Source organism: Azonexus sp. R2A61 (assembly GCF_021401135.1).
Taxonomy (GTDB): domain Bacteria; phylum Pseudomonadota; class Gammaproteobacteria; order Burkholderiales; family Rhodocyclaceae; genus Azonexus.
In genome coordinates this window covers 113,192-131,101 of sequence record NZ_JACBFO010000001.1, presented here as the reverse complement: position 1 = coordinate 131,101, position 17,910 = coordinate 113,192, and the positions used below count along the sequence as shown (strand labels likewise).

Sequence of the window (17,910 nt, the reverse complement as noted above, 5' to 3'; positions counted from 1 at the left end):
GCTGCATTGCACAAAACGCGCCGCGTTCAGAACAGCCGCGCGACAAAGGCGCCGGTATGCGAAGCGGGGCAGTCGATCCAGACGCGATGGCCGCTGCCGGGTGCCACGGTCAACGGCTCGCCGGCGGCATTTTCCATGCGCGTGATGCTTAACGTCCGGTTGCCGTTCCGGTGGACAAGCTCGATGCGATCGCCGGAAAAAAAACGGTTCTTGACCTCGATCTGCATCAGCCCGCGCGCCGCGTCGAAGGCGACGGCATCGCCGACGTACTGGCTCTTGTCCGACTCGGAATGGCCGCGCAGGTAGTTCTGGTAGTCGGCGTCATGGTGGCGCTGGTAGAAGCCGTCGGTGTAGCCGCGGTTGGCCAGGTTCTCCAGGGTGCCGAGCAGGCTCGGGTCGAACGGCCGGCCGGCGACGGCGTCGTCGATCGCCTGGCGGTAGGCCTGGCAGGTGCGGGCGACGTAGTAGGGGCTCTTGGTGCGGCCCTCGATCTTCAGCGAATCGATACCGATCTCGGTCAGCCGATGGACGTGCTCGATGGCGCGCAGGTCCTTCGAGTTCATGATGTAGGTGCCGTGCTCGTCTTCCTCGATCGGCATCAATTCGCCGGGGCGCTGGCGTTCCTCGAGCAGGATTTCCTGGTCGGCGTGGCTGTAGAAATTGACGGGTTGGCCGGCCGGCAAGGGCGCGCCGTCAGAGGTCGATACCTTGTAGTCCCAGCGGCAGGAATTGGTGCAGGTGCCCTGGTTCGGATCGCGGTGGTTGAAGTAGCCGGAGAGCAGGCAGCGGCCGGAATAGGCGATGCACAGCGCGCCGTGCACGAAGACCTCGAGCTCGATGTCCGGGCATTGCTGGCGGATTTCGGCGACTTCGTCGAGCGACAGCTCGCGCGACAGGATGATGCGGTCGACGCCCATCTTTTGCCAGAAACGGACCGCCGCCCAGTTCACCGTATTGGCCTGCACCGACAGATGGATCACCAGATCCGGCCACTGCGTGCGCACCATGTCGATCAGGCCGGGGTCGGACATGATCAGTGCGTCCGGCTTGAGCGCGATCACCGGCGCCATGTCGGCGAGATAGGTGGCGAGCTTGGCGTTGTGCGGAATGATGTTGCTGACGACGAAGAACTGCTTGCCTAGGGCGTGCGCCTCGGCGATGCCGGCGCCGAGTTTCTCCAGCGTGCCGAACTCGTTGTTGCGCACGCGCAGGCTGTAGCGCGGCTGGCCGGCGTAGATCGCGTCGGCGCCGAAGGCGAAGGCGGTCCGCATCATGTCGAGCGAGCCGGCCGGGGCGAGGAGTTCTGGCGCCTTGCGCATAGTAAAATCTTGAAAAACCGGGGATTCTATCGCTTATGACTGAAGAAATACTGATCAACTTCACGCCGCAGGAGACGCGCGTTGCCGTGATGCAACAGGGGGTGGCGCAGGAGCTGCACATCGAGCGGACGGCCAGCCGCGGTCTGGTCGGCAACGTCTATCTCGGCCGCATCGTGCGCATTCTGCCCGGCATGCAGTCGGCCTTCGTCGATGTCGGCCTGGAACGCACGGCTTTCCTGCATGTCGCCGACATCTGGTTGCCGCGCGACAGCCATCCTGAGCAACGCAACACCGAGCCGCGGCCGATCGAGCGCATCCTGCACGAAGGCCAGAGCATCGTCGTGCAGGTGGTCAAGGATCCGATCGGCACCAAGGGTGCCCGGCTGTCCACGCAGATTTCGATCGCCGGACGGATGCTGGTCTATCTGCCGCAGGAAAAGCATATCGGCATTTCGCAGCGTATCGAGTCGGAAGCCGAGCGCGAGATGCTGCGCGAGAAGATCACGCGGCTGGTGCCGGAAGACGAGAAGGGCGGTTTCATCGTCCGCACCATGGCCGAGAACGCCAGCGACGACGAATTCGCCGCCGATATTGCCTACCTGCGCAAGGTCTGGTCGGACATCCGCGACAAGGCCAGGGTCAGCGCACCGCCCTGCCTGCTCTATCAGGAACTGTCGCTCGGTCTGCGCGTGCTGCGCGACTTCGTCAATCCGGAAAGCACGCGCATCGTCATCGACTCGCGCGAGAACTTCCAGAAGCTGCTGGCGTTTGCCCAGGAGTTCACGCCGGCCGTGGTGCCGCTGCTCGAGCACTACACCGGTCAGCGCACGCTGTTCGACCTGCACGGCGTCGAGGAGGAAATCCAGAAGGCGCTGGCCCGTCGCGTCGATCTCAAATCCGGTGGCTACCTGATCATCGACCAGACCGAGGCAATGACGACGATCGACGTCAATACCGGCGGTTTCGTCGGCGTGCGCAATTTCGACGACACCATCTTCAAGACCAATCTGGAAGCGGCAGTCACCATCGCCCGCCAGCTGCGCTTGCGGAACCTTGGCGGCATCATCATTGTCGATTTCATCGACATGGAGAACGAGGAGCACAAGAAGGCGGTGCTGGAAGAGTTCAACAAGGCGTTGGCGCGCGACCATACGCGACTGACGGTCAACGGCTTCACGCAACTGGGCCTGGTCGAGATGACCCGCAAGCGCACCCGGGAATCGCTGGCCCATGTGCTGTGCGAAACCTGCCCGACCTGCGGCGGGCGCGGCGAGGTCAAGACGGCGCGGACGGTCGCTTACGAAATCCTGCGCGAACTGCTGCGCGAAGCCCGGCAGTTCAATGCCCGCGAGTACCGCATCCTGGCCGGCCCGGCCGTCGTCGACCTGTTTCTGGACGAGGAATCGCAGTCGCTGGCGATGCTCTCCGACTTCATCGGCAAGGCCGTATCCCTGCAATCCGAAGCGAGTTATTCCCCCGAGCAGTACGACATCGTTTTGATGTGACACGACAACGACAAAGGAGACTCCGATGAACGATCGATCCGAATTCGACAGCCTGTTGCCCGGACGTGCCGTAGACCGGCGCAGTTTTCTGGTCGGCAGCCTGGGCGCCGGCTTCGCGCTGGCCACCTTGCCGGTCGCCGCACAGACGGCGATCCATACCGACGCTGTCGGCCTGCACGAAGGTGAAGTCAGGGTACCGGTTGCCGATGGCGAGATGGTCGCCTATCGGGCGGTACCGGCCAACGTCGAGAAGCCACCTGTCGTGCTGCTGATTTCGGAAATCTTCGGTGTTCATGAATACATCCGCGATACCGCCCGGCGCCTGGCCAAGCTGGGCTATTTCGTCGTTGCGCCGGAACTGTTCGCCCGGCAGGGCAATCCGCGCGAAATCCAGAGCGTGGCCGAGATCATCGAGAAGATCAGCGGGCGGACGCCGGACGCCCAGGTGATGCAGGATCTCGATGCCAGCGTGGTCTGGGCGGCGGCTCACGGGGGCGACACGACGCGCCTGGCGATGACCGGGTTTTGCTGGGGCGGGCGCATCACCTGGCTCTATGCCGCCCACAATCCCTCGCTGAAGGCCGGTGTCGCCTGGTATGGCCGGCTGGTTGGTCCGACCAACGAATTCACGCCTCGTCATCCCGCGGATATCGTCGGCGACCTGAAGGCGCCGGTACTTGGTCTGTATGGCGGCCTGGATACCGGTATCCCGCTGGATAGCATCGAAGCGATGGAGGCCTCGCTGAAACAGGGTGGCCATGCGGCGCAGGCATCGGAAATCGTGCTGTACGACAACGCACCGCATGCCTTCCATGCCGATTACCGGGCCAGCTATCGCAAGGAAGATGCCGAAGACGGCTGGAAGCGGATGCTTGCCTGGTTTCGTCGGAATGGCGTCTGAACAAGGCCGGAAGGGCGGCGCGAGGCGGCCAAACGTGCTACCCTTCGCGCCTTGTTCCGGGACCGCTTCACCATGACTGCCATCGAAACCCAGACCGAAAAGACGACCGACGTCCGTGCATTGCTCAAGGCGCTGCAGGAACGTTATGCCGTCTTCCGTGATTTCAGCCCGCTTGCCATCGGTATCGACAAGCAGTTGTTCGCCGCCATGCCGGAGATCAGCAAAAAGTCGCTGCGCGTTGCCATGCGCAATCACACAATGGCTACCCGCTATCTCAAGGAAATGGAAAAAGGCACGCAGCGCCTGAATCTGGACGGTACGCCGGCCGGCGAAGTGACCGATGAGAACCGCCTGCATGCCAGCGAATTGCTCAAGGAACGCTTCAAGAAGCAGGCCGAACAGCGCAAGGCGAACGAGGCGGTGGCCCGTGCCGAGGAGCGCAAGCAGCAGAAGCTGCTGGAACTGACCCAGAAATTCGGCCGCAAGTAACGGTCGACCGCAGGAAAGACGATGAAGGCCCGTCTCCGGACGGGCCTTTTTTATGCCGACTGCGACTGAGCGAGCCGAAAAATGAAAAGGCCCGTGTCGAAACACGGGCCTTGGGCATTCTGGTGGGTCGTGAGTGATTCGAACACTCGACCTACGGATTAAGAGTCCGCTGCTCTACCAACTGAGCTAACGACCCAGAATTTTTCTGGTGGGTCGGGCGAGATTCGAACTCGCGACCAACGGATTAAAAGTCCGCTGCTCTACCGACTGAGCTACCGACCCGCCCCACGGGAAACCGAAATTCTAGAGACTAGGCGGGCTCTCGTCAACACCCTGCGTGAAATTGTGAAGAATCGTGCGCGGCCGAACCGGCGACATCGGGCGTCGCTAGAATTTCCCCGGCCCCGTCAGGTGGGTTCGTTTCGAGGAGAAGAGCATGACCGAACAGGATATTTCGCGTTATCAGGACGTCGTTGTCGCTACCGTCAGTGACATCGGCCTGAAGTTGCTGGCAGCGATCGCTTTCTGGGTGATCGGGCGGTGGTTGATCGGTATTGCGCTGGGCATGATCCGGCGCGCATTGGAGCGGCAGAAGGTCGATCCGACCGTGCTGCGCTACGTTGGCTCGGTGGTGTCGGTGACGTTGAACGTATTCCTGGTGGTCGGCATCCTCGGCTACTTCGGCGTGCAGACGACGACGTTCGCCGCACTGGTGGCCGGCGCCGGTATCGCCATCGGCGCGGCCTGGGCCGGCTTGCTGGCCAATTTTGCCGCAGGAGCTTTCCTGATCGTGCTGCGGCCGTTCAAGGTCGGCGATTTTGTGACGGTAGCCGGCATCACCGGGACGGTGACCGAAATCGGTCTGTTCGCCACAACGTTGAATACGCCGGACAACGTGTCGACAGTGGTCGGTAACAACAAGATATTTGGTGACAACATCCAGAACTTTGCGGTCAACCCCTTCCGGCGGGTCGATTTGAAATGTCAGTTGTCCGGTGCGGCCGACCATCGGGCGGCGATCGACTTGCTGCGGGAGAAGATTGCCGCACTGCCGAATGTGCTCGCCGAGCCGGCGGTCGATGTCGATATTCTGGAATTCAATCTGGTGGGGCCGGTGTTGGCCGTGCGCCCCTACTGTCATAACGATCATTACTGGCAGGTTTATTTCGATACCAACCGGGTGCTGCGGGAAGCGTTGGCCGAAGCCGGTTTCCCGGCGCCGATGCCGGCCCAGAACGTGCTCGTCACGCAGGGCGGCTGAGTCAGAAGCGTAACGCGGCGGTCAGGGATTCGACCTCGGCCGCCGACTCGGCGAGGATGGTGCTGAGCATGTCGTTGTCGACCAGGGCGTCGATGACCGGAGCGACTGCGGCATGCTCGCTGCTGACGTCGTAGAGCGGCGACGGTACGGGCGCCAGGTCGTTGGCCAGCAGCAGCGTGTCGCCGAGCGATAGCGGCGGCAGGGCCAGCATGCCTTCCCACAGCGATTCGATGGCGTCGACGATGCTGTCGGGAATCGCCAGGCGTTGCAGCAGCAAGCGGCCGATTTCCGGCTCCGCCTGTTCGACCCAGTCGGCGGGGTCGCCATCGAGCAGGCCGGGAAAGTCGTTGGCTCGCGATATCAGGTAAAAGCCGCCCAGTTCGTGGACGATGCCGGCGAACAGGGCGCTTTCGGGATCCTGTCGGGTGACCCGGCGGGCAATCACGTGCGCCAGTGCGGCAACATGCGCCGTGTGTTCCCATAGCGTCTGACTGGCGTGACGGAGGATGGGGCTGCTCGGATTGCCGGCCAGTTGCCGGGTGGCGACGGCCATCGCCAGCGTGCGGGCGGTTCGCAGGCCGATCCGCGACAGGGCGTCGCGCAGGCTCGTGATTGCCTTGCCGCTGCGGCCGTAGCTGGCGCTGTTGGCGACGGCGACGACGCGAGCGGCGATCAGGGGGTCGCTGCCGATCAGATGCGCTGCGTGGTCGAGATGGCAGTCCGGGTCTTCCAGGGCCCGGACGATACGCAGGGGCAGGTCCAGCCCGGTGGGCATGACGATTTCCCCGTGTCCGGCCTGCTCGACGATTCGCTGAAGGGCTTCGCGACGTTCCATCGCGACATCTTACTCCGGCACCGGCGTCTCTGCTGCGGTCAACCCAGGCGGCGGCAGATTTCCGTGGTTAGCGCCGACTGGTTCATGCTGTAGAAGTGCAGCCCCGGGGCGCCGCCCTTGAGCAGGCGCTCGCACAACTCGGTGACCAGGTCGAGGCCGAAAGCACGGATCGAGTCGCTGTCGTCGCCGAAGCTCTCGAACTTCTTGCGCATCCAGCGCGGCAGGTCGGCGCCGCAGGCGTCCGAGAAGCGGGCCAGCTTGGTGAAGCCGACGATGGGCATGATGCCGGGCACGATGGGGATGTCGACGCCGAGCGCGCGTGCTTCGTCGACGAAATGGAAGTAGGCGTCGGCGTTGTAGAAATACTGCGTGATCGCCGAGTTGGCGCCGGCCTTGACCTTGCGCGCAAAGGCGTCGAGGTCGTCCTTCGGGCTGCGTGCCTGCGGGTGCCATTCCGGGTAGGCGGCGACTTCGAGGCTGAAATGATTGCCGGTTTCGGCGCGGATGAATTCGACCAGTTCGTTGGCGTAGCGGAATTCGCCGGCCTCGGCCATGCCCGACGGCAGGTCGCCGCGCAGGGCGACGATGCGGCGGACGCCGGTCGCTTTGAACTCGGCCAGGATTTCACGGATAGATTCGCGCGTCGAGCCGATGCACGACAGGTGCGGCGCGGCGTCGAAGCCTTCACTGGCGATTTCGCGGACGATGGCGAAAGTGCGCTCGCGGGTCGAGCCGCCGGCGCCGTAGGTGACCGAGAAGAACTCGGGTTTCAGTTTGGCCAGTTCAGCCCGGGTGGCACGCAGCTTTTCCACGCCTTCGGGCGTCTGCGGCGGGAAGAATTCGATCGAGATATTGGTGTTCATTTTTTCAGCCAGATAAAGAATTCGCGGTTGCCGTCGCCGCCGGTGATGGGACTGTCGAGCCAGGCTTTGGCGGTCAACCCGAGTTTTTTGGCAATTTCCAGGAAGCGTCCTTCGACCTCGCGGTACAGCGACGGGTCGCGCACGATGCCGCCCTTGCCGATGTTGTGCGGGCCGACCTCGAACTGCGGCTTGATGAGCAGCAGCAGGTCGCCGTCGGCGGCGAGCAGCGCCGGCAGTTGCGGCAGCACCAGGGTCATCGAGATGAAGGAAACGTCGCCGACGATCAGGTCAAAACCGCCGGTCGGCATGGCGTCGCCGAGATCGGCGGTGGTCAGCGCGCGGCAGTTGATACCTTCGAGTGCGGTGACGCGTCCATCGTTTTTTAGCTTGCCGTGCAGTTGACCGTGACCGACATCGACGCCGACCACTTGCGCGGCGCCGGCCTGCAGCAGGCAGTCGGTGAAGCCGCCGGTGGATTGCCCGACATCGAGGCAGATCCTGCCGGTGACAGCCAGACCGGTGTGCGCCAGGGCGCCGGCTAGCTTGAGGCCGCCGCGCGAGACGTAGCGGTCGCTTTCGTCTTCGACAACGGCGAGGACGGCGTCAGCCGGTAGTTCCAGCGACGGTTTGGCGATTGCCTTGCCGTCGACGAGTACCCGGCCTTCGCCGATCAGCCGCTGCGCCTGCGTGCGCGACGCCGCCAGTCCGCGCTGGACCAGCAGTGCGTCGGCGCGTAGCAGGCCGTGACGGTCGACCGGTGTCTTGACCGGTTTTTCGTCACGATGCCGACCGCCCTGGCGGGCATGGAAGGAGTTCATGCTCATCGGGGCGGCCGGTGGCGGCAGCTGCGGACGATCAGTAGCGGTAGTGGTCGGCCTTGTACGGGCCTTCCACCGGCACGCCGATGTAGTCGGCCTGTTGCTGCGTCAGCGTCGACAGTTGCACGTTGAGCGTCTTCAACTGCAGGCGGGCGACCTTTTCGTCGAGGTGCTTGGGCAGCGTGTAGACACCCACCGGGTAGTCGGCGGTCTTGGTGAACAGCTCGATCTGGGCGATGGTCTGGTTGGCGAACGACGAGGACATCACGTAGGACGGATGGCCGGTGCCGCAACCAAGGTTCACCAGGCGACCCTTGGCGAGCAGGATGATGCGCTTGCCGTCCGGGAAGATGACGTGATCGACCTGCGGCTTGATCTCTTCCCACTGGTACTTTTCCAGCGAGGCGACATCGATTTCGTTGTCGAAGTGGCCGATGTTGCAGACGATGGCGTTGTTCTTCATCTTGACCATGTGGTCGTGCTGGATGACGTGGAAGTTGCCGGTCGTGGTGACGAAGATGTCGGCCTTGTCGGCGGCGTATTCCATGGTGACCACGCGGTAGCCTTCCATGGCAGCCTGCAGCGCGCAGATCGGGTCGATTTCGGTGACCCAGACTTGCGCCGACAGGGCGCGCATGGCTTGCGCCGAACCCTTGCCTACGTCGCCGTAGCCGCAGATCACGGCGATCTTGCCGGCGACCATGACGTCGGTGGCGCGCTTGATGCCGTCGACCAGCGATTCGCGGCAGCCGTAGAGGTTGTCGAACTTGGACTTGGTGACCGAGTCGTTGACGTTGATGGCCGGGAACTTGAGGTCGCCACGCTGGTGCATCTGGTACAGGCGATGGACGCCGGTGGTGGTTTCTTCGGTGACGCCCTTGATCTGCGCCAGGCGAACGGAATACCAGGTCGGATCGACGGCCAGCTTGGCCTTGATCGCGGCGAAGAGGATGGTTTCTTCTTCCGAACCCGGCTTGGCCAGCACCGAGATGTCTTTCTCGGCCTTGGCGCCGAGGTGCAGCAGCAGGGTTGCGTCGCCGCCGTCGTCGAGGATCATGTTCGAGTAACCGCCGTCGGTCCATTCGAAGATGCGGTGGGTGTAGTCCCAGTAATCGGTCAGGGTTTCGCCCTTGACGGCAAAGACCGGGATGCCGGCGGCGGCAATCGCGGCGGCGGCGTGGTCCTGGGTCGAGAAGATGTTGCACGAGGCCCAGCGGACTTCGGCGCCGAGCGCGGTCAGCGTCTCGATCAGCACGGCGGTCTGGATGGTCATGTGCAGCGAACCGGTGATGCGCGCGCCCTTGAGCGGCTGGGTCTTCGCGAATTCTTCGCGAATGGCCATCAGGCCCGGCATTTCGCCTTCGGCGATGCGGATTTCCTTGCGACCCCAGTCGGCAAGGTTGATGTCGGCAATGACGTAGTCTTGGGTATTGGCCACAGTAAGCTCCTGAATAACTGTGACGGGGAGGGGCGGTGTTCAACTCACCGAACCCCCTGCGCCCGGCAGGGTTGGACAGTGAGCGCAGTTTTGAACCGAGCCTGAGAGATAGGGTCTCTTGCAGCGCTCCTCGGAAGCCGGAGATTATAGCGTCGACTGGCGAAACTGTTTCATCGCGTACCAGCACTGCTGCGGCGGGCGATGACGACTGCTGCGATGTCCCCCAGCTGGCTGAAAACCAGTGCTCTGGCGTCGTCAATATCGTCGGCGTTGCGAATGTGGAAAAGCTCGCGACTGCCATCGGCGTAGCGTACCGCGGCAACGTACTCTGCTCGCGGTTCGGCGGTTTTCCGCTTGCCTTTGTCTCCTCGGCGTTTCCCAGTCATGGCTGGACACCTCGTTGTTAGAACGATGGCATTATATTTATCTGTAAACTATTTGTAACTTACTGATTTGTAAAATTCAGCAGCGTGATCGCCACGCTGTTGTCGCTCCAAAGAAAAAGGACGCCGTAGCGTCCTTTTGACTTGCTGCGGTTGATGCCGGGCCGATCAGAGGCCGGCATCCCCCCTGAGTAGGGCGGCGCGATCCGTCGCTTCCCAGCTGAACTCCGGCTCGTCGCGGCCGAAGTGGCCGTAGGCGGCGGTCTTCTGGTAGATCGGGCGGAGCAGGTCGAGCATGTTGACGATGCCCTTCGGGCGCAGGTCGAAGTGCTTGCGGATCAGCGCGGTCAGGGTTTCGTTGCTGACCTTGCCGGTGCCGAAGGTTTCGACCATCACCGAGGTCGGCTCAGCGACGCCGATGGCGTAGGAGACCTGCACCAGGCACTTGGAAGCCAGGCCGGCGGCGACGATGTTCTTGGCGACGTAGCGGCCGGCGTAGGCGGCGGAGCGGTCGACCTTGGACGGATCCTTGCCGGAGAAGGCGCCGCCGCCGTGCGGTGCGGCACCGCCGTAGGTGTCGACGATGATCTTGCGGCCGGTCAGGCCGCAGTCGCCCTGCGGGCCGCCGACGACGAAGCGGCCGGTCGGGTTGACCAGGAACTTGATGTCGCCCTTGATCAATTCCTTCGGCAGCACCGGCTTGATGATCTGCTCGATGGTCGATTCGCGCAGGTCTTCCAGGCTGATGTCCGGCGAGTGCTGCGTGGACAGCACGACGGTGTCGATGCAGTAGGGCTTGCCGTCGACGTACTTGATGGTCACTTGCGACTTGGCGTCCGGGCGCGCCCAGGCCAGGCGACCGTCCTTGCGCAGCAGGGCCTGGCGTTCGACCAGACGATGCGACAGGTAGATCGGCAGCGGCATCAGCGACGGGGTTTCGTCGCAGGCGTAGCCGAACATCAGGCCCTGGTCGCCGGCACCCTGGTTGAGGTTGTCGTCGTAGGCCTTGTCCACGCCCTGGGCGATGTCCGGGCTCTGCTTGTCGTAGGCGACGAGCACGGCGCAGCCCTTGTAGTCGATGCCGTAGTCGGTGTTGTCGTAGCCGATGCGCTTGATGGTATCGCGCGCGACCTGGATGTAATCGACGTTGGCGTTGGTGGTGATCTCGCCGGCCAGCACCACCAGACCGGTGTTGCACAGCGTTTCGGCGGCGACGCGGGAATGTTTGTCCTGGGCGAGGATGGCGTCGAGGATGGCGTCGGAAATCTGGTCGGCAACCTTGTCGGGGTGGCCTTCGGAAACCGATTCCGAGGTGAAGAAGAATTCGCTCATGGCGTGCTCCAGTGGTCCTTTGGTCCCGCGTTACCGGCTTCGGACCACGAGCAGGCGACGCTTTAGCGGTATTTGTCATCGCCCCGCAAGTTGTCTGTTTAACTCGGCGAACCCATAATATTATTCTTTTTTCTCCGGGCTTCAACCCCGGGTGAGACATGGTTTTCCTTTTCCGGATACTCGGCCGCCTGCCGTTGCCTGTACTGCATGTTCTGGGCGCTGTTCTTGGCAAGTTGGTCTACTGGCTGTCGCCGACTTATCGTCGGCACCTCGCCGAGAATGTTGCGCAAGCCGGTTTGCCGTCTTCGCTGCATGGCGCCATCGCGGCCGAAACCGGCAAGCAGATGATCGAACTGTCGCGCATCTGGATGCGCTCGCTGGATGAAGCCAGCGCGCTCGTGCGCGAAGTCGTCGGCTGGGAACATGTCGAAGCGGCTCGCAGCCGTGGGCAGGGCATCGTGTTCCTGACGCCGCACCTGGGCTGTTTCGAAATCACCGCCCAGTATCTGTCCACTTTCGGTGACATCACCGTGCTTTACCGCCCACCGAAATCCGAGGCGGCCCAGCGACTGATCCTGATGGGGCGCCAGCGCGACAATCTGCATCTGGCGCCGGCGGATCTGTCGGGGGTCCGTTCACTGATCAAGGCGCTGAGAAAAGGGCAAATGGTCGGGTTGCTGCCGGATCAGGCGCCGAAAACCGGAGAAGGCGTCTGGTTGCGTTTCTTCGATCGTGAGGCCTACACCATGACCCTGGCGGCCAGGCTGACCGAAACCGACGCGGCAACACTGCTGACCTGGGGCGAGCGTCTGCCTGGCGGTCGCGGTTACCGCATCCATTTCCTGCCGCCCGGTGAGCCCTTGTCCGGGAATACCATCGATCGAGCGCAGCAGATCAACTGGCAGGTCGAGCGCCTGATCCGCAGTTGTCCGAGTCAGTACCTCTGGGGCTACAACCGTTACAAGCGACCGGCCGGTGCCGAGGCGCCGGATCGGCGCGGGGGGGCGGCTTGAAACATCTGCTGTCCCATCTGGCCGTCGCCTTCCTGTGGTTGCTGCACTGGTTGCCGATCGGAGCGTTGCGCGCCTGCGGACGAGGCCTGGGGCGTTTCTTCTATGCCGTGGGTCGGGAGCGTCGCAAGGTCACGCTGACCAATCTGGCCTTGTGTTTTCCCGACATGCCGTCTGTCGAGCGGGAACAGTTGGCGCGCCGGCACGTGATCGCCTTTGCCTGTGCGGCGCTCGATCGCGTGCTGTTGTGGTGGGCGCCGAAATCGCGTCTGGAGCGCCTGATCCGGGTAACTGGCCGTGAATATCTGTTCCCTGCCGACGGCCGGCCGGTGGTTGTTCTGTCGCCGCATTTCGTCGGGCTCGATGCGGCGGCAACGCGTATCTCGATGTTCGGTGTCGGTTGCAGCGTCTACTCGCGTCAGAAAAATCCGGTATTCGACCGTTTGATGTTCGAGGGGCGCCGCCGTTTCAGCGAAACCATCTTGTTTTCCCGTCAGGACGGTCTGCGCAAGATCGTCAAGACGATGAAGGAGGGCCACCCGTTCTATTATCTGCCGGACATGGATTTCGGGCCCAAGGAATCGATCTTCGTGCCGTTCTTCGGGGTGTCGGCCGCAACGATTCCGGCTTTGTCCCGGCTGGTGCGTTTGACCAATGCGCATGTCGTGCCGTGTATCGCGCACCTGCTCGATGATGGTTATGAAATTGAAATTCAGCCGCCATGGGATAATTTTCCCGGCGAGAGCGTCGAGGCCGATACCGCCGCGATGAACCGATATATCGAAAGCCAGGTGCTGCGCATGCCGGAGCAGTATTTCTGGTTGCACAAGCGCTTCAAGACCCGGCCACCCGGAGAGCAGAGGTTCTACTGAAATGAGCAGCCTGAATATCGAGATTCGCCCCGTCACGCCGCCCGATGTGCCGGCCATTTCAACCCTGGCCCGGGAAATCTGGCAGGCCAGCTACCCTGGCATCATCACCCAGGAGCAGATCGACTTCATGCTCGAGCAGCGCTATGGGCACGAGCGTCTGTACGATGATCTTGAGGACCTGCACAAATGGCTCGATCAGGCCTTTTTCGAAGGCCGCCGCATCGGATTTGCGTTCAGCGAAATTCGCAAGGGCGAATTCAAGCTGGACAAGCTCTACATCCATCCCGATGTGCAGCGCCAGGGCGTCGGCGGGCGGCTGATCGCCCATGTCGCCGAGCGGGCGAAAAAGCAGGGTTATCCTTGCGTCGTCCTGCAGGTCAACAAGCGCAACGCCAAGGCGATCAACTCTTACATGAAATACGGATTCACCGTTCGCGAGGCAACGGTCGAGGATATCGGCGGGGGTTACGTGATGGATGATTTCGTGATGGAGAAAAAGCTTTAGAAATTTGAGATAAGCAATTGTCTCTGCTATGATTTTTAACATTCAACCGCGGAGCATTTCGTGAAGCTCAAGTTTTCCAAGATGCACGGTCTGGGCAACGATTTCGTTGTGCTGGACGGCGTGCGCCAGCCCCTGGCGCTGAAGCCCGAACAGGTCCGCTATCTCGCTGACCGTCATTTCGGCGTCGGTTGCGACCAGTTGTTGCTGGTCGAGAAGCCGGGACGCGACGACGTCGATTTCCGCTATCGCATCTTCAATGCCGACGGCGGTGAAGTTGAGCAGTGTGGCAACGGCGCTCGCTGTTTCGTGCGTTTCGTGCACGAGCAGGGGCTGACCGACAAGCGCGAAATCCGCGTCGAGACGATGAAGGGCGTGATTTCGCCGCGTCTTGAAGGCGACGGCAATGTCACGGTCGACATGGGTATTCCGCGGTTTTTGCCGGCCGAGATTCCTTTCCTGCACGATGACGACACCATCGTCTACAACCTTGATGTCGCCGACGAAACGCTGGAAATCAGTGTCGTCTCGATGGGCAATCCGCATGCCGTGCAGGTGGTCGGCAGCGTCGATACGGCTGCCGTCGGCGAGCACGGGCCGCTGATCGAATCGCACCCGCGTTTTCCGCAACGGGTCAACGCCGGTTTCATGCAGATCGTCGACAAGCACGCGATCAAGCTACGCGTCTACGAGCGCGGGGCCGGCGAAACGCTGGCCTGCGGCACCGGTGCCTGTGCGGCGGCGGTGGCCGGTATCCGGCGCGGTCTGCTCGAATCGCCGGTACGCGTGACGACGCGTGGCGGCGACCTCAATATTGCCTGGGGCGGCGAAGGGCGTCCGGTCCTGATGACCGGCCCGGCTGTCACCGTCTTCTCCGGAGAAATCGAATTATGAGCGCCATGTTTCCCGACGAAATCGCCGACTACTTGAAGAACAACCCGGGTTTCTTCGAGAAATACGCCGATCTGATGGCGCAGATTTTCGTGCCGCATCCGCATGGCGGTCGCGCGGTATCGCTGGCCGAGCGTCAGATGCTGACGCTGCGCGAGAAGAATCGCGCCAGCGAGGCCAAGCTGGCCGAACTGATCGCTTTCGGCGAGGAAAACGACCAGATTTCCGAGAAGGTGCATCGGCTGGCGGTTGGCCTGGTGGCGGCCGAAACCTTTCAGGCGGTGATCCACCTGCTCAACTTCCACCTGCGCGACGATTTCTCCGTGCCGCACGTGGCGCTGCGTCTGTGGGACAAGCCGGCAGGCATCGAGGATTTGCCCGAGTTCGCGGCGGTCAGCGAGGAACTGCAGGTATTCGCCGAGACGCTTTCCCGGCCGTATTGCGGGTCGACCGCAGGATTCGGTACCGCATCGTGGTTCGGCGAAGCGGCACCGCATATCCGTTCGCAGGCGCTGATCGCGCTGCGCAACGGTGGCGGAACGATCGGCATGGTGGCACTGGGCAGCGAGGAAGCGCAGCGTTTCTATGCCGACATGGGGACGCTCTACCTCGAACGCATCGGCGAAATGGTTTCCGCTGCGCTGGCCCGGGTGACCAAGAGCGCGCTGTGACGCCTGCGGCCGCCGTCGATGCCTGGCTCGCGGAACTCGCCGAGCAGCGTCGATTGTCGCCGCACACGGTGGCCAACTACCGGCGCGATCTGGCCAAGCTGCTTGCCCTGAACGGCGATGACCGTCTCGACCGGCTCGATGTTCATCGGGTACGGCGCTTCGTTGCGCAAATGCACGGTGGCGGTCTGTCCGGGCGCTCGCTGGCCCGCCTGCTGTCGGCCTGGCGCGGTTTCTTCGCCTGGCTGGGCGGACGCGGCCTGATCCAGGCCAATCCGTGCGAAGGGCTACGCGCGCCGAAATCACCAAAACGTCTGCCGAAAGCCCTGTCGGTCGACGAGGCGGCGCGCCTGCTCGAACCGGATAGCGATGAGGATCCGCGTCTGGAAGCCCGCGATGCGGCGATGTTCGAACTGATCTATTCGTCCGGCCTGCGGCTGGCCGAGTTGATCGGCCTGGATCGTGACGCATTCGACAGCATGCTGCATGAAGGTGAAGTCCGGGTGCTTGGCAAGCGGGCCAAGGCACGGCTGGTGCCGGTCGGCCGGCAGGCGCGGCTGGCGCTGGCGCGCTGGTCGCAGTGGCGCGATGAACTGGCGCAGCCGGGCGAACCGGCACTGTTCGTCGGCCCGCGCGGACGACGCATCTCGGCGCGCATGGTCCAGTTGCGGCTGGCCCGCCGTGCCGTGCGTCTCGGCCTGCCTGGTCATGTCCATCCGCACATGTTGCGCCATTCGTTCGCGTCGCATGTATTGCAGTCTTCCGGCGACCTGCGCGCGGTGCAGGAGATGCTCGGCCACGCCAGCATCGCTTCGACGCAGGTGTATACCCACCTCGACTTTCAGCATCTGGCCAGCGTTTACGACAAGGCGCATCCGCGCGCCAAGCGCTGAGCCGCGGCGAAAAAGCCCGATTCCTGCGGTCGACCGCAGGAAAAGGGGAAAAACGAAAACAACCGGAAAATCAAGCGGTAATTGACCATTCGCCGGTCGACCCGGCATAATGCGCGTCTTTCGTTATTTCGCCGCAATCCGGAGTCATCCATGGCCATCAACCGCAATCGCCGCAACATCCTGGAACGCCGCTGCGTTTCGAAGACCGTCAAGCGCCTGTTCAAGGGCGACGGCAAGACCGCGTTCAAGACCCTGTACGCCGTCGAATGCCATCAGCGCAACCGCAAGCCGCTGGGCAACTGAGCAACACCCCGCATTCCGGGCCCCGGCTGTCGCAAGATCGCCGGGGCTCTTGCTTTCTACGGACCGAAAACGCATGGCCCAACTGATCCTGATGCCCGGCAAGGAACGGTCGGCAATGAAACAGCGCCACCCGTGGTTGTTCGCGGGTTCGGTCGGCCGCCTGGAAGGGCGTGCGCGGCCGGGCGACACTGTCGAAGTGCTGGCCGATAACCTGCGTCCCCTCGGTCGCGCCGCGTACAGCCCGCAATCGCAGATCCGCGCACGTTTCTGGACCTTCGATCCGGACGAGTCGGTCGACGACGCCTTCTTCAAGCGCCGCATTGCGACCGCCGTTGCCCGCCGCGCCGCGCTGCCGGAGTTGCGCGGCCAGGACGGCGTACGGCTGATCCATGCCGAATCGGATGGCTTGCCCGGCGTCATCGCCGACCGCTATGGCGACACCATCGTCGTCCAGCTGACTTCGGCCGGTGCCGACAAATGGCGCAAGGCGATCGTTGCCGGACTGCTCAAGGCGACCGGCTGCAGCCGCATTTACGAGCGCTCCGATTCCGAAGTGCGTGCCCTCGAAGGGCTGGAACCAACGACCGGCTGGCTGCATGGCGAGCCGTCGGTCGACGCCCTGTCGATTGAAGAAAACGGCGTGCGTCTTGCGGTCGACATCGCCGGCGGGCACAAAACCGGTTTCTACCTCGACCAGCGTGAGAATCGTCGTCTGCTCGGCGAACTGGCGGCCGGCAAGGAGATTCTCAACTGCTTCTGCTACACCGGCGGTTTTTCGCTGCAGGCGCTGGCCGGCGGTGCCGCCCGCGTGCTGTCGATCGATTCGTCCGGCCCGGCGCTGGCCCAGGCCCGCGCCAACCTGGCGCTCAATCCGCAACTGCCGGCCGAACGTGCCGAATGGCTGGAGGCCGATGTCTTTCAGGCGCTGCGCGACTTCCGCAAGGCGGGGCGGACTTTCGACCTGATCGTCCTCGATCCGCCCAAGTTCGCGCCGTCGGCTGCCCATGCCGAGCGCGCGGCGCGCGCCTACAAGGACATTAACGTCCTCGGCTGCCGACTGTTGCGGCCGGGCGGCCTGCTGATGACCTATTCCTGTTCCGGCGGCATCGGTCTGGAGCTGTTTCAGAAAATCGTCGCCGGTGCTGCCCACGATGCCGGGCGCGAAGCGCGCATCGTCCGTCGTCTGGCCGGTGCGGCCGATCATCCGGTGGCGCTGAATTTCCCTGAAGGCGAATACCTGAAGGGATTGCTGGTGCAGGTGGATTGATGCGTCAGCGGCTCTGGCATGCGTTGCTGTTCGCGTTCCTGCTGGTGTTTGTCCAGCAGGTGGTGGCGACGCATGCCATTTCGCACGTCAAGGTCGATGCCAGCAAACACCTGAACGACGGCGGCGATGAGCCGAATTGCCCCGAGTGTCTGGCCCTCGGCGGTCTCGGGTTTTCCGGCCCGCCGGCTTTCCTGCCCGAGTTTTCCGCAGCGGATGCGGTCGACCGCATCGTTCTCTCCGCCACGCCGTGGCTGGCCCTGCGCCGTGCCGCCGCGCACGCCATCCGCGCCCCGCCGTTCTCCGCTTAAAAGCCTCGTTCTGCTGTTGCCGTTCCCCGGGCGGGATCGGCTTCGTCATGCT

20 protein-coding genes, 2 tRNA genes and 1 riboswitch are annotated in these 17,910 nt (G+C 63.2%); of the genes, 13 read left to right on the top strand and 9 right to left on the bottom strand.

What is annotated here, in order from left to right; translation table 11 throughout:
- Nucleotides 1-26: 26 nt before the first annotated feature.
- Nucleotides 27-1,319 (bottom strand): tRNA 5-hydroxyuridine modification protein YegQ, encoded by a 1,293-nt coding sequence (yegQ, locus tag L0962_RS00605; RefSeq protein WP_234082208.1) that lies wholly within the window; start codon nt 1,317-1,319, stop codon nt 27-29.
- Nucleotides 1,320-1,354: 35 nt separating this feature from the next.
- Between yegQ and rng the strand changes: the two genes are divergently transcribed.
- From rng to L0962_RS00590, 3 genes are all read left to right on the top strand, one after another.
- Entirely contained in the window at nt 1,355-2,824 is a 1,470-nt protein-coding gene (rng, locus tag L0962_RS00600; protein WP_234082206.1) for a ribonuclease G, read from the top strand.
- Between the two features lie 25 nt (nt 2,825-2,849).
- Nucleotides 2,850-3,725 carry a dienelactone hydrolase family protein gene (locus L0962_RS00595; RefSeq protein WP_234082203.1) on the top strand — a complete coding sequence of 292 codons (876 nt, stop codon included), beginning with the start codon at nt 2,850-2,852 and terminating at the stop codon, nt 3,723-3,725.
- A gap of 72 nt (nt 3,726-3,797) precedes the next feature.
- Nucleotides 3,798-4,214, top strand: coding sequence for a ProQ/FINO family protein (locus L0962_RS00590; RefSeq protein WP_234082185.1), 417 nt, complete (start codon nt 3,798-3,800; stop codon nt 4,212-4,214).
- Nucleotides 4,215-4,334: 120 nt separating this feature from the next.
- On the opposite strand, the gene L0962_RS00585 is transcribed toward L0962_RS00590, so the two are convergent.
- Together L0962_RS00585 and L0962_RS00580 are read right to left on the bottom strand one after the other, a co-directional pair.
- Nucleotides 4,335-4,410: transfer RNA gene (locus L0962_RS00585), tRNA-Lys, on the bottom strand.
- A 10-nt stretch (nt 4,411-4,420) separates the two neighbouring features.
- A tRNA-Lys gene (locus tag L0962_RS00580) sits at nt 4,421-4,496 on the bottom strand.
- Nucleotides 4,497-4,650: 154 nt separating this feature from the next.
- Here L0962_RS00580 and L0962_RS00575 point away from each other — a divergent pair.
- A complete protein-coding gene (locus tag L0962_RS00575; protein ID WP_234082178.1) occupies nt 4,651-5,475 on the top strand; it encodes a mechanosensitive ion channel family protein in 825 nt (274 codons plus the stop codon).
- Between the two features lies 1 nt (nt 5,476).
- On the opposite strand, the gene L0962_RS00570 is transcribed toward L0962_RS00575, so the two are convergent.
- From L0962_RS00570 to metK, 6 genes are all read right to left on the bottom strand, one after another.
- A complete protein-coding gene (locus L0962_RS00570; RefSeq protein ID WP_234082168.1) occupies nt 5,477-6,310 on the bottom strand; it encodes an HDOD domain-containing protein in 834 nt (277 codons plus the stop codon).
- Between the two features lie 38 nt (nt 6,311-6,348).
- A complete protein-coding gene (gene metF, locus L0962_RS00565; RefSeq protein WP_234082165.1) occupies nt 6,349-7,173 on the bottom strand; it encodes a methylenetetrahydrofolate reductase [NAD(P)H] in 825 nt (274 codons plus the stop codon).
- The gene (locus L0962_RS00560; RefSeq protein WP_234082162.1) at nt 7,170-7,997 is read right to left on the bottom strand and encodes a TlyA family RNA methyltransferase; all 828 of its coding nucleotides are present in this window, start codon (nt 7,995-7,997) and stop codon (nt 7,170-7,172) included. Before L0962_RS00560 ends, metF begins: the two co-directional genes overlap by 4 nt.
- 31 nt (nt 7,998-8,028) lie before the next feature.
- Nucleotides 8,029-9,429 carry an adenosylhomocysteinase gene (ahcY, locus tag L0962_RS00555; protein WP_234082159.1) on the bottom strand — a complete coding sequence of 467 codons (1,401 nt, stop codon included), beginning with the start codon at nt 9,427-9,429 and terminating at the stop codon, nt 8,029-8,031.
- Nucleotides 9,430-9,502: 73 nt separating this feature from the next.
- Nucleotides 9,503-9,566, bottom strand: a riboswitch (S-adenosyl-L-homocysteine riboswitch).
- 33 nt (nt 9,567-9,599) lie between these two features.
- A complete protein-coding gene (locus L0962_RS00550; protein ID WP_234082157.1) occupies nt 9,600-9,815 on the bottom strand; it encodes a hypothetical protein in 216 nt (71 codons plus the stop codon).
- Nucleotides 9,816-9,980: 165 nt separating this feature from the next.
- Nucleotides 9,981-11,144 (bottom strand): methionine adenosyltransferase, encoded by a 1,164-nt coding sequence (metK, locus tag L0962_RS00545; RefSeq protein WP_234082154.1) that lies wholly within the window; start codon nt 11,142-11,144, stop codon nt 9,981-9,983.
- Nucleotides 11,145-11,302: 158 nt separating this feature from the next.
- Here metK and L0962_RS00540 point away from each other — a divergent pair, with 158 nt between their 5' ends.
- The 9 genes from L0962_RS00540 to L0962_RS00500 all read left to right on the top strand — a co-directional run bounded on the left by L0962_RS00540 (nt 11,303) and on the right by L0962_RS00500 (nt 17,858).
- A complete protein-coding gene (locus L0962_RS00540; protein ID WP_234082151.1) occupies nt 11,303-12,157 on the top strand; it encodes a lysophospholipid acyltransferase family protein in 855 nt (284 codons plus the stop codon).
- Nucleotides 12,154-13,026, top strand: a complete 873-nt coding sequence (locus tag L0962_RS00535) for a lysophospholipid acyltransferase family protein (RefSeq protein ID WP_234082148.1) — start codon at nt 12,154-12,156, stop codon at nt 13,024-13,026. The genes L0962_RS00540 and L0962_RS00535 overlap by 4 nt, the downstream gene beginning before the upstream one ends.
- Before the next feature lies 1 nt (nt 13,027).
- Nucleotides 13,028-13,531: a GNAT family N-acetyltransferase gene (locus L0962_RS00530; protein WP_234082145.1), complete on the top strand. Its 504-nt coding sequence runs from the start codon at nt 13,028-13,030 to the stop codon at nt 13,529-13,531.
- Nucleotides 13,532-13,591: 60 nt separating this feature from the next.
- The gene (gene dapF, locus L0962_RS00525; protein WP_234082141.1) at nt 13,592-14,422 is read left to right on the top strand and encodes a diaminopimelate epimerase; all 831 of its coding nucleotides are present in this window, start codon (nt 13,592-13,594) and stop codon (nt 14,420-14,422) included.
- Entirely contained in the window at nt 14,419-15,090 is a 672-nt protein-coding gene (locus L0962_RS00520; RefSeq protein WP_234082122.1) for a DUF484 family protein, read from the top strand. Before dapF ends, L0962_RS00520 begins: the two co-directional genes overlap by 4 nt.
- Nucleotides 15,087-15,980 carry a tyrosine recombinase XerC gene (xerC, locus tag L0962_RS00515; protein ID WP_234082118.1) on the top strand — a complete coding sequence of 298 codons (894 nt, stop codon included), beginning with the start codon at nt 15,087-15,089 and terminating at the stop codon, nt 15,978-15,980. Before L0962_RS00520 ends, xerC begins: the two co-directional genes overlap by 4 nt.
- A 150-nt stretch (nt 15,981-16,130) precedes the next feature.
- Nucleotides 16,131-16,283, top strand: coding sequence for a hypothetical protein (locus L0962_RS00510; RefSeq protein ID WP_234082104.1), 153 nt, complete (start codon nt 16,131-16,133; stop codon nt 16,281-16,283).
- A gap of 73 nt (nt 16,284-16,356) precedes the next feature.
- Entirely contained in the window at nt 16,357-17,550 is a 1,194-nt protein-coding gene (locus tag L0962_RS00505) for a class I SAM-dependent rRNA methyltransferase (RefSeq protein WP_234082101.1), read from the top strand.
- Nucleotides 17,550-17,858: a hypothetical protein gene (locus L0962_RS00500; RefSeq protein ID WP_234082098.1), complete on the top strand. Its 309-nt coding sequence runs from the start codon at nt 17,550-17,552 to the stop codon at nt 17,856-17,858. Before L0962_RS00505 ends, L0962_RS00500 begins: the two co-directional genes overlap by 1 nt.
- Nucleotides 17,859-17,910 lie beyond the last annotated feature (52 nt).

Bases quoted from the DNA above. Each gene is read 5' to 3' on its own strand.
- yegQ (WP_234082208.1), bottom strand. From the start codon at position 1,319: ATGCGCAAGGCGCCAGAACTCCTCGCCCCGGCCGGCTCGCTCGACATG.
- rng (WP_234082206.1), top strand. From the start codon at position 1,355: ATGACTGAAGAAATACTGATCAACTTCACGCCGCAGGAGACGCGCGTT.
- L0962_RS00595 (WP_234082203.1), top strand. From the start codon at position 2,850: ATGAACGATCGATCCGAATTCGACAGCCTGTTGCCCGGACGTGCCGTA.
- L0962_RS00590 (WP_234082185.1), top strand. From the start codon at position 3,798: ATGACTGCCATCGAAACCCAGACCGAAAAGACGACCGACGTCCGTGCA.
- L0962_RS00575 (WP_234082178.1), top strand. From the start codon at position 4,651: ATGACCGAACAGGATATTTCGCGTTATCAGGACGTCGTTGTCGCTACC.
- L0962_RS00570 (WP_234082168.1), bottom strand. From the start codon at position 6,310: ATGGAACGTCGCGAAGCCCTTCAGCGAATCGTCGAGCAGGCCGGACAC.
- metF (WP_234082165.1), bottom strand. From the start codon at position 7,173: ATGAACACCAATATCTCGATCGAATTCTTCCCGCCGCAGACGCCCGAA.
- L0962_RS00560 (WP_234082162.1), bottom strand. From the start codon at position 7,997: ATGAGCATGAACTCCTTCCATGCCCGCCAGGGCGGTCGGCATCGTGAC.
- L0962_RS00550 (WP_234082157.1), bottom strand. From the start codon at position 9,815: ATGACTGGGAAACGCCGAGGAGACAAAGGCAAGCGGAAAACCGCCGAA.
- metK (WP_234082154.1), bottom strand. From the start codon at position 11,144: ATGAGCGAATTCTTCTTCACCTCGGAATCGGTTTCCGAAGGCCACCCC.
- L0962_RS00540 (WP_234082151.1), top strand. From the start codon at position 11,303: ATGGTTTTCCTTTTCCGGATACTCGGCCGCCTGCCGTTGCCTGTACTG.
- L0962_RS00530 (WP_234082145.1), top strand. From the start codon at position 13,028: ATGAGCAGCCTGAATATCGAGATTCGCCCCGTCACGCCGCCCGATGTG.
- L0962_RS00520 (WP_234082122.1), top strand. From the start codon at position 14,419: ATGAGCGCCATGTTTCCCGACGAAATCGCCGACTACTTGAAGAACAAC.
- L0962_RS00510 (WP_234082104.1), top strand. From the start codon at position 16,131: ATGGCCATCAACCGCAATCGCCGCAACATCCTGGAACGCCGCTGCGTT.
- L0962_RS00505 (WP_234082101.1), top strand. From the start codon at position 16,357: ATGGCCCAACTGATCCTGATGCCCGGCAAGGAACGGTCGGCAATGAAA.
- L0962_RS00500 (WP_234082098.1), top strand. From the start codon at position 17,550: ATGCGTCAGCGGCTCTGGCATGCGTTGCTGTTCGCGTTCCTGCTGGTG.